The sequence below is a fragment of the Amycolatopsis sp. NPDC003861 genome, from assembly GCF_053605405.1.
Map to the genome: position 1 here is coordinate 1 of NZ_JBSGJD010000357.1, position 7,527 is coordinate 7,527.

Here is a 7,527-nt window from a genome sequence, read left to right on the forward strand (position 1 = left end):
ACCGCGTTTGGCCCGGGCCGCGGCGAGCTCGCGCCGGGCCCGCCGCGCCGGATCGGGCGTGAGCGTGGCCGCCTGTTCCAGCAACGCCGCGGCGGCGACGAGGCCCCCTCGGGCCTGGGCGCGGCCGGCGGAGTGCGCCAGTTCGGCCGCGACGTCTTCGTCGGGGGTGACGGTGGCCTGCGCGCGGTGCCAGGCACGCCGGTCCGGGTCGACGCGGACGTCGGTCACCTCGGCCAGGGCCCGGTGCACCTCCCGCCGTTCGCGGGGCTCGGCGGACCGGTAGACGGCCGAGCGCACCAGCGGGTGCCGGAAGCGGATCCGCGGCCCGAACTCGATCAGCCCGGTCGCTTCGGCGGCCGCGGCGGGGTCGGCACCCAATCCGAGCTCGCCGGCCGCACGCCAGAGCAGGGTCGCGTCCCCCAGCGGCTCCGCCGCCGCAACCAGCAACAGCTTCCGGGTGTCGGACGGCAGCGGGGCGAGCTGCTGCAGGAAGCAGCGCTCGAGGCGGCCGGCGAGCGCGTCGCCGTCGGGCCGGAGGAGCCCGTCGGTCTGCTCGGCGGCGGTCCAGAACCGGGGCAGCTCGACCAGGGCCAGGGGGTTGCCGTGCGTTTCCGCGACGATCCGGTCGCGCACGCGAGCGTCCAGCGGGCCTTGGAAAACCGAGTCCAGCAGCGTGCCGGCCGCCGCTTCGCCGAGGCCGCGGACGGTCAGCTCCGGCAGCCCGGCCAGGCCGGGGTCCCCTTCGGGCTCGCGGACGGCGGCGACCAGGGCGATCGGCTCGGCCAAGAGCCGCCGCGCGACGAACGCGAGGGTCTGCGCGGACACCTGGTCGAGCCACTGCGCGTCGTCGACCAGGCACAGCAGGGGCCGCTCTTCGGCAACGGCGCCGAGCAGGGTCAGCACCGCCAGGCCGACCAGGAACCGGTCCGGCGGGGCGCCCGCGGTCAAGCCGAACGCCGTGCCGAGCGCGGCCCGTTGCGGCGCCGGCAGGTGCTCGAGCCGGTCGAGGAAGGGCGCGCAGAGCTGCTGGAGCCCGGCGTAGGGCAGCTCCCGCTCGGACTCGACACCGGCCGTCCGCGCGACCCGGCAGCCGGTCGCCCGCGCCGCGACGTGGTCCAGCAGCGCGGTCTTGCCGATGCCCGCCTCGCCGCGCAGCACCAGGACCCCGCTGTGTCCCGCCCGCGCGGCGGCGAGCACGCCGTCCAGCGCGGCGAGCTCCTCGCCGCGGCCCAGCAGCTCCGGCTCCCGACCAGACACCCCGGAACCCTAGCGCCATCCCCGGGGCACCGGCCCGCGGAACACCAGGGTGTCTCCCGGGGGCGAACGCACCCCCGGGAGACGACTGTGGTGGCGAGCGGCGAACCCCGCCGCCACCCGGAGAAGGAGTCCGATCATGGACATGAAGCTCGAAGTCGTGGTCCTGCCCGTCACCGACGTCGACCGCACCAAGCACTTCTACAAGGCACTCGGCTGGCGCGAAGACGCCGACATCGAGTTCGGTACCTCGCGCGTCGTGCAGCTGACCCCGCCGGGATCGCCGGCGTCGGTCCACTTCGGCACCGGCATCACCGACGCCGCCCCCGGCTCGGTGCGCGGCACCTACCTCGTCGTCGACGACATCGAGACCGCCCGCAAGGAGCTCGCGGAGCTCGGCGTCGACGTCAGCGAGGTCTTCCACCGCGACGACACCGGCGCCTTCGCCCCCGGTGCGCACCCTGGCCACGGCACCTACGCGTCGTTCGCGTCGTTCAGCGACCCGGACGGCAACACCTGGCTGCTGCAGGAGATCACCGCCCGCTTCCCCGGCCGCGTCTCCGGCGCGACCTACGGCTCGGCGCAGCAGCTGGAGCAGGCCCTGCGCGAGGCCGCGGCCGCACACGGCGAGCACGAGAAGGAAACCGGCCGGTACGACGAGGAATGGCCGGTCTGGTACGCCCAGTACATGACCGACCACCAGGACGCCTGACCCGATCGGGGTGAACACACCGCGGCGGCGCGTGCTCCGTGGGTCCCGGCGCCACCGGGCCGGATGTGTTCATCCCGGCCGACGAGGACGCGGAGGAAGACCTTCACGATCGCGTCCCTTCCGCGGCGTCCTGGGGTGCGAGCGGGTAGACGTCGGCGTCGAAGAACCGGGCGAACGGCAATGTCGCCAGGATCTCCGCCACCTGTGCCTGGTCGGCAGCGATGACCTCGACGAACGTCGCCCGCCGTGCCGGGGATACGTAGTGGGCGCCGATCTTTCCCTGTGAGCGCAACACTTCCAGCTGCTGGTGCTCGGCCTCTCTCAGCGCGGCGAATTCCGCGAGGTCGGTGTCGTCCCGGAGGGTTCCGACCACCATGAACGTCTGTCCCGTGGCGAGGTTCGCGGGCATGGTTCTCCTTTCGAGGGCGCTTCGTGCACCCTGATGTCTCGTCGTGACATCACCGTAGCACTGATGTCGCGACGAGACATCACCTCGAGTACGCTGGCGCCATGCCCCGGTGGGAAGAAGGCAGCGAGGAGCGGATGAAGCAGGCCGCCATGGAGCTGTTCGAGGAACATGGCTTCGAGGCCACCACCGCGGTCCAGATCGCCGAACGCGCCCGCGTCACCACGCGGACGTTCTTCCGCTACTTCCCCGACAAGGAAGAGATCCTCTTCGCCGACGCGGAGCTGCTCTACGCGGCACTCATCCAGGAACTCCGGCAGACGCCCGACCTCGAACAGCCACTTCTGGCCGTCGTCCGGACCTTGGCCGGGTTCGGCTGGGAGGAACTCGGCTCACGGGACGTCCTGCGCCGGCGAAGCCGGATGATCGCGGCGAACCCGAGGTTGCTGGAACGCGATCTGATCAAGCAACACCAGCTGGCCGAAGGGTTCCGCCAGGCACTCCGCGAGCGTGGCGTCGATCCCGACACCGCGGAGCTGGCGGCCGGCACGGGAAGCCACATCTTCCGTACCGCCTACCGCAAGTGGCTGGAAAGCAGCGACAACACCGACCTGAAGACGATCACCGACGCCGTGACTTCTCTGCTCACCGACATCATGCCCGCGGGCCGGCCGCCACGCAGACGCGCGCCGATCACTCCGCCGGCGAAGCAGGTCCACTAGACGCCGTCTGCCGCCGCGGCGTTGGCCCGGTCGATCGCCGGCATGTGCTCCTCCGCCCAGGCACGCAGGGCCGCCAGCGGCACTTCGAGGGAGTGGCCCAGGTCGGTGAGGCGGTAGTGCACCTTCGGCGGAACCGTCGGCTCCACGCGGCGCTCCACCAGGCCGTCGCGGGTGAGGCTCTGCAGCGTCACCGACAGCATCTTCTGCGAGACGCCGGGCATCCGCCGTTGCAGCTCGGCGAACCGCACCTCGCCCGGGCCGGCCTCGGCCAGCACCTTGACCGCCATCGACGTCCACTTCGTGCCGATGCGGTCGAGCAGCTGCCGGGTCGGGCAGGCGGGGTCGAAGAGGTCGCCGTGCGCGCCCTTCGGCGAGGGGGTCACCTGGAGCTCACCACCTGTCGGGAAAGTGCCGTCTTGGCCGGGCCGAGCCGGTTACCTAGCCTCATCTGGTAACCAATGGTAACCGCCGAGGAGGCAACGGTGCACGAGCAGCGGGTCAGGGCGAACGGCATCGACATCGCCGTGGCCGTCACCGGGCACGGACCGGCTTTCCTGCTGCTGCACGGCTTCCCGCACACCTGGCGGCTGTGGTCCGCGGTCATCCCGCACCTGGCCCGCCACCACCGGGTCATCGCTCCGGACCTGCGCGGGCTGGGTGCGACCACCCGCACCGAAGACGGCTACGACGCCGGCACCCTCGCCGCCGACGCCGAAGCGCTCCTCGACGCCTTGGGCGAGCCGGAAGCGACCGTCGTGGGTATCGACGCGGGCGCCCCGCCGGCGTTCCTGCTCGCCATGCGGCGCCCCGAGCGGGTCCGCCGGCTCGTCCTCATGGAGTCGCTGCTCGGGCGCCTGCCCGGCGCCGAGGACTTCCTCGCCGGCGGGCCGCCGTGGTGGTTCGGGTTCCACGCCGTCCCCGGCCTCGCCGAAACCGTCCTCGCCGGGCACGAGGCCGGCTACATCGGCTGGTTCCTCGACGCCGGCACCCGCGGCCGCGGCGTGCCACCCGCGATCCGGGACCACTTCACCGCGGCGTACACCGGACGCGATGCCCTGCGCAGCGCCTTCGGCCACTACCGGGCCATGCCCGAAAGCGCCGCACAGATCGCGCACGCCGCCGCAACCGGCCGGCTCACCGTGCCCACCGTGGCGATCGGCGCCCACCCGGTCGGCGACACCCTCGCCCGCCAGCTGCGCCCGGTGACCGACGACCTCACGGCGCACCTCATCGAAGACTGCGGCCACATCATCCCGCTGGACCGCCCCGACGCCCTGGTGGAGCGGCTGTGTTTCGACACCGGCCGGTCCGGGTAATACTGCTCTCGTAACGCAACTAGTTTCGAGGTGAGAGCGGTGAAGGCAGCCCGGTCGCGGTGTCCGATCAACCTGTCGCTGGAGATCTTCGGCGACCGGTGGACGCTGCTCGTCCTGCGTGACGTCGTTTTCGGCGGGGCGCGGCACTTCCGCGAGCTGCTCGGCGGTGAGGAACGGATCTCGTCGAACGTGCTGGCCGACCGGCTGGCCGTGCTCGTCGAGAACGGGCTGCTCACGCGGGCCGGGGACGCGTCGCACAAGCAGAAGGTCACCTACAGCCTGACCGAACGCGCGATCGACCTCGTCCCGGTGCTCGTGCAGCTCAGCGCGTGGGGGGTGCGGCACCTGCCCGTGGCCGACGCCTACGCGGCCCGCGCCGAAGTGCTCATCGCCGGCGGTCCTCCGCTGTGGGAAGCCTTCATGGACGAACTGCGCGAGATTCACCTCGGCACCCGCCGCGGGGAGACGCCGGACGGCCCGAGCGTCGCCGAGCGCCTCGATGCCGCCTACGCGGCTTCCGCGGCCGACCGAACGGAGTGACGATGGAAACCCGGCTCGACGAACGGTTCAGCGATCCCGGCACCGAGGCCACCGGCTGGGCCGAAACCACGCGGGCGCTGGAAGAGGCCCAGATCAGCTGGCTCACGACCGTCCGCGCCGACGGCCGGCCGCACGTGACACCGCTGGTCGCGGTGTGGCTGGACGGGGCGGTCCACTTCAGCACCGGCGCCACCGAGCAGAAGTACCGCAACCTCACGGCGAACCCGAACGTCGTGCTGACCACGGGCCGCAACGCCTGGGACGACGCTCTCGACGTGGTCGTCGAGGGCGTGGCCCGCCGCGTCACCGACCGCCCGACGCTCGACCGGCTCGCCGCGGCGTGGCTGCGGAAGTGGGACGGCAGCTGGGTCTACGAGGCGACCGACACCGGCTTCCGGCAGGGCGGCCACGACGACGTCGCGGTCTTCGCCGTCGAACCGGCGAAGGTCCTGGCCTTCGGCCGGCGGCGGACGAACCCCTCGGAGACGTCGATGCTGTCCACTGTGGAGTTCACCCACACGAGCCACCGGCTCTGACGGTCGAGGCTTCCGATCGGCATCGGCGGTGTTGGTCGTCGGGCGCGGACAGCGCGAGTCGCCGTGGGTCGCCGCCGCCGAAGCGATCCCGACGGTGGCGGGAGGCCGGCCCGGCCCGGAGGGATCAGCCCGCGGCGGCGGCCATGATCCGGCGGACTCGATCGCGCAGCAGCGCGTGCGTCCGGTCGTGGTGGTTGCGGGGGTGCCAGGCCATGCCGAGCACCACTTCCGGCACCGCCACCGGGATCGGGAACGTCCGCAGGCCCAGCGTTTCCAGCATCGGGCGGCCCAGCTTGGCCGGGGTCACGCAGACGACGTCGGTGCCGCGCGCCACGTGCAGCGCGCCGGCGAAGCTCGGCAGGACGGCGATCACCCGGCGGCTCAACCCGAGCTCGGCCAGCCGCTCGTCGATCGGGCCGTGCGCGCGGCCCCGGCGTGAGACCACGATGTGGTCGGCCGCGGCGAACCTCTTCGGGGTGACCGTCTTGACCTTGCCCAGGGGGTGTTCCGGGCGGATCGCGCCGACGAGCGTTTCGGTGACGAGGGTTTCCGAGTGGATTTCGGGGTCGCCCGGGCGCAGCGTCCCGATCTCCAGGTCCACGAGTCCTTCGCGCAGCGCCGGGGTGTCCTGGAGGTGTTCCGGTCGTAGCCGCAGGGAAATCCCCGGTGCCTCGGCCCGCAGGTCGTCGATGAGGGACGGGATGAACGTCGTGGACAGCATGTCGGTGACCTGCAGGTCGAACGTGCGCACCGCGGTCCGCGGATCGGCGGCGGTCGACGGGCCGAACAGTGCGCGGGCCCGGGCGGCGACCGCGTGCACCTCCCCGCGCAGCTCGAGCGCGCGCGGGGTCGGCACGAGATCGCGGCCGGCCCGGACGAGCAGCGGGTCGTCGAACGCGCGCCGCAGCCGGGCGAGCGTGCGGCTCATCGCCGGGGCCGACGTGTGCAGGCGCTCCGCCGCCTTGGTCACGCTGCTTTCGGTGAGCAGTGCGTCCAGTGCCTCGATGAGGTTGAGGTCGTAGTCCACCGACCGATTATCACAGGTGGAATGAGTACGTATCAACGTTGCACTGGAGTTAACCGGCGGCCGTCCTTACCGTCGAATTCGGAAGACGAAGGAGGACAGCGATGCGAGCTGTGGTGATCGGCGGCGGGATCGTGGGACTGACGAGCGGTCTCGCCTTGCGCCGCAAGGGAATCGACGTGGTGGTCCACGAGCACGCGCCGGAGGTCCGCGCGGCCGGGGCTGGACTGGGATTGTGGGCCAACGCGCTGGCGGTGTTCGACGAACTCGGCGTCGGCGACCAGGTGCGGGCCATCGGCAAACCCGGGGAGATGTACTTCCACGACACGGCCGGGCGGCTGCTCGAGACGCCCGAGTTCGGCGTCGAGGACCACCGCTTCCTGCTGGTGCACCGGGCGGAGCTCACCGACCTGCTCGCCGACGCCGTCGGCCGGGACCGCATCCGCCTCGCCACCGGGTTCGCCGCATACGAAGAGCACGCCGGCCACGTCACCGTCCGGCTGACCGACGGCAGCGAGGACACCGCCGACGTGCTCGTCGGGGCGGACGGCGCGTACTCGGCGGTGCGCGCGCAGCTGGTGCCGGGGACGCCAGCGGAGGAACACCCCGGGCACCACGCGTGGCGCGCCGTGCTCCCGGATCCGGGTCTCGGCCTGACCGGGAACCGGGTGATCCTCGGCGGCGAACGCTGCCGCGGCGGGTGGGTGCGCACCCACGACGGCGGCGTCTACTGGCTGGTGAACCAGTTCGACACGCCGGAACCGACCGGCACCCGCAAGGAGCAGGCCCTGGCCCGGGCCGCGCACCTGGACGACGGCGAGCACGGCGGGATCCTCGCCCAGCTCATCCGGGCCACGCCCGAAGAATCGATCCTGCACAACCGGATCATGATCGTGCCGCCGTTGCCGCACTGGGCGTCCGGGCGTGTCGTGCTCGCCGGGGACGCGGCGCACGCGATGTCGCCGCACATCACCGCCGGGGCGACGCTGGGCATCGAGGACGCCGCGCTGCTCGGCC

10 protein-coding genes are annotated in these 7,527 nt (G+C 72.4%); 6 read left to right on the forward strand and 4 right to left on the reverse strand.

The window, feature by feature from the left end; all coding sequences use genetic code 11:
* Positions 1 to 1,257: AAA family ATPase (locus tag ACWEVN_RS44605; protein ID WP_452055318.1), on the reverse strand; the 1,257-nt coding region annotated here is incomplete at its 3' end.
* A gap of 136 nt (positions 1,258 to 1,393) precedes the next feature.
* Between ACWEVN_RS44605 and ACWEVN_RS44610 the strand changes: the two genes are divergently transcribed.
* Entirely contained in the window at positions 1,394 to 1,966 is a 573-nt protein-coding gene (locus tag ACWEVN_RS44610) for a VOC family protein (RefSeq protein WP_452055319.1), read from the forward strand.
* A gap of 103 nt (positions 1,967 to 2,069) precedes the next feature.
* On the opposite strand, the gene ACWEVN_RS44615 is transcribed toward ACWEVN_RS44610, so the two are convergent.
* The gene (locus tag ACWEVN_RS44615) at positions 2,070 to 2,375 is read right to left on the reverse strand and encodes a muconolactone Delta-isomerase family protein (RefSeq protein ID WP_452055320.1); all 306 of its coding nucleotides are present in this window, start codon (positions 2,373 to 2,375) and stop codon (positions 2,070 to 2,072) included.
* A 101-nt stretch (positions 2,376 to 2,476) separates the two neighbouring features.
* On the opposite strand from ACWEVN_RS44615, the gene ACWEVN_RS44620 reads away from it, so the two are divergent.
* Positions 2,477 to 3,094 (forward strand): TetR family transcriptional regulator, encoded by a 618-nt coding sequence (locus tag ACWEVN_RS44620; protein ID WP_452055321.1) that lies wholly within the window; start codon positions 2,477 to 2,479, stop codon positions 3,092 to 3,094.
* Here ACWEVN_RS44620 and ACWEVN_RS44625 read toward each other — a convergent pair.
* Positions 3,091 to 3,477 (reverse strand): winged helix-turn-helix transcriptional regulator, encoded by a 387-nt coding sequence (locus tag ACWEVN_RS44625; RefSeq protein ID WP_449680895.1) that lies wholly within the window; start codon positions 3,475 to 3,477, stop codon positions 3,091 to 3,093. The two genes, ACWEVN_RS44620 and ACWEVN_RS44625, sit on opposite strands and share 4 nt — an antisense overlap.
* 99 nt (positions 3,478 to 3,576) lie before the next feature.
* On the opposite strand from ACWEVN_RS44625, the gene ACWEVN_RS44630 reads away from it, so the two are divergent.
* The 3 genes from ACWEVN_RS44630 to ACWEVN_RS44640 are packed head-to-tail and all read left to right on the forward strand — an operon-like array spanning position 3,577 to position 5,486.
* On the forward strand, positions 3,577 to 4,410 hold the full coding sequence (locus ACWEVN_RS44630; RefSeq protein ID WP_449680894.1) for an alpha/beta fold hydrolase: 834 nt from the start codon (positions 3,577 to 3,579) through the stop codon (positions 4,408 to 4,410).
* A gap of 39 nt (positions 4,411 to 4,449) precedes the next feature.
* Positions 4,450 to 4,950 (forward strand): winged helix-turn-helix transcriptional regulator, encoded by a 501-nt coding sequence (locus ACWEVN_RS44635; protein WP_449680893.1) that lies wholly within the window; start codon positions 4,450 to 4,452, stop codon positions 4,948 to 4,950.
* Positions 4,951 to 4,952: 2 nt separating this feature from the next.
* Positions 4,953 to 5,486 carry a pyridoxamine 5'-phosphate oxidase family protein gene (locus ACWEVN_RS44640; protein WP_452055322.1) on the forward strand — a complete coding sequence of 178 codons (534 nt, stop codon included), beginning with the start codon at positions 4,953 to 4,955 and terminating at the stop codon, positions 5,484 to 5,486.
* A 124-nt stretch (positions 5,487 to 5,610) separates the two neighbouring features.
* On the opposite strand, the gene ACWEVN_RS44645 is transcribed toward ACWEVN_RS44640, so the two are convergent.
* Positions 5,611 to 6,513, reverse strand: a complete 903-nt coding sequence (locus ACWEVN_RS44645; protein ID WP_449680891.1) for a LysR family transcriptional regulator — start codon at positions 6,511 to 6,513, stop codon at positions 5,611 to 5,613.
* 101 nt (positions 6,514 to 6,614) lie between these two features.
* On the opposite strand from ACWEVN_RS44645, the gene ACWEVN_RS44650 reads away from it, so the two are divergent.
* Positions 6,615 to 7,527 (forward strand): FAD-dependent monooxygenase (locus ACWEVN_RS44650; protein WP_452055323.1); only part of this gene is annotated, 913 nt, incomplete at its 3' end.